This window comes from Haliea salexigens DSM 19537 (assembly GCF_000423125.1).
Taxonomy (GTDB): domain Bacteria; phylum Pseudomonadota; class Gammaproteobacteria; order Pseudomonadales; family Halieaceae; genus Haliea; species Haliea salexigens.
Genome location: NZ_AUHJ01000075.1, coordinates 1 through 1,307 on the forward strand (window position 1 = coordinate 1; position 1,307 = coordinate 1,307).

At 43.8% G+C, this 1,307-nt stretch carries 2 protein-coding genes and 1 pseudogene; 1 reads left to right on the forward strand and 2 read right to left on the reverse strand.

Going from position 1 to position 1,307, the window contains the following annotated elements:
• A pseudogene (locus G533_RS24360) lies at nt 1-391 on the forward strand (hypothetical protein); the annotation flags it as partial.
• Nucleotides 392-514: 123 nt separating this feature from the next.
• Here G533_RS24360 and G533_RS24735 read toward each other — a convergent pair.
• Nucleotides 515-949, reverse strand: a complete 435-nt coding sequence (locus G533_RS24735) for a hypothetical protein (protein ID WP_144079977.1) — start codon at nt 947-949, stop codon at nt 515-517.
• A gap of 2 nt (nt 950-951) precedes the next feature.
• Nucleotides 952-1,307, reverse strand: a 356-nt coding sequence (locus G533_RS25050; protein WP_205622673.1) for a hypothetical protein, incomplete at its 5' end; no start/stop codon positions are given.

Genomic DNA, 1,307 nt, shown 5'->3' on the forward strand with positions numbered 1-1,307 from the left:
TGGACTTCAGAAAAAGCAATCCCCTCTTGGAGGCCCCGGATGGCGGGGCTTTCGGCGATTATTGTCGTTTTTGGACGGAAAAACCCTAGTACCCCTCGAAGAGGGGCATAGCTTTACATTTCATAAACGTTACTTAGGTGAATTACCTCCCGAGCTAAGAATATACATTGGCTGCGCTACGCAGCTCTATGGGGATCTTGACAATATACATTTGATTAAAGTGCACATGACTTCTGGAAAAGTCAGTCTTATGCGATATGACGACTGGGAAAAAGATACACCTCTATTAGTGGAGCGCATTAAAATTAAAATGCGCGACCAAGATGTGGATTTCTTCGATTATGGTGGGAGATATGAGCCATCACCACTTTTCAATAGAAATGTCTTTTAGGCTTTTCGAAGTTAGCGCCGCTCGTCACAAAAATCTATGCGCTGTGCCTACTATTGCCCATATCCATGATGAATATGATGTTCTCGTTTTTACAATATAATTTGGTTTCGACAAATGCATTCATCAAGCTAACTTTGTCTCTACATCGTCTAGAAGGGCCCATAGGGGTTTATCATCCGGGTCGTTGAGAATTTGCAGCGCGTATGGCATGCCAGCGTTAGCCATGTTTAAAGCGTAATCGAATACGCCTCGGTGATCCGCAAGTGCTGAAAGATCATTGTTATGGCCAAGATATGCAAGCTGAATGTGAGTAATTCTATACGAGTCCCCAGAAAGAATCGAAGCCGGAGTGATATTTGAGGTATCTCTTTCTGGTGCGGGTTCAAGTTCCTTTTGAACTGCCAAAAGAAAGCAAAAATACCAAAAGTCAACTTGTCGTTTGAATGGAGCATATTCAAAAGTCGCTTTCCCCCCTGCGGTCTTACAAAACTTCTTTACATCCTCTGCATACTTTTTGGGAATTTCTACGTTATAACTAGAGAAGGGATTGTCAGCCATACTTACACTCCTGCATCTTTTCGTTCGCAGATCGAACACTCTTTCCGGTGGTTACATTCACAACGAACTACCCTTGCATCTTTAACGTCCGGCTCGTTCTTTAACATCCTTGGGTAGTGGGCGGGATTCGTCAAGGTGTAAACTGTTCCGGCATACTTATCCAGTATCTCCTCCACGCCTTTTATTTCGTCATGGGTTAAAAAAAGTATAATTTGAGAGCCCTCTTTCAAAGTCTGCTTTAATACTGACTGCTTAACGTAGCCTGGGGTACTAGGGTTTTTCCGTCCAAAAACGACAATAATCGCCGAAAGCCCCGCCATCCGGGGCCTCCAAGAGGGGATTGCTTTTTCTGAAGTCC

What these genes read in the sequence shown, in the direction of transcription:
- G533_RS24735 (WP_144079977.1), bottom strand. Translation starts at nt 949, where the DNA reads ATGGCTGACAATCCCTTCTCTAGTTATAACGTAGAAATTCCCAAAAAG.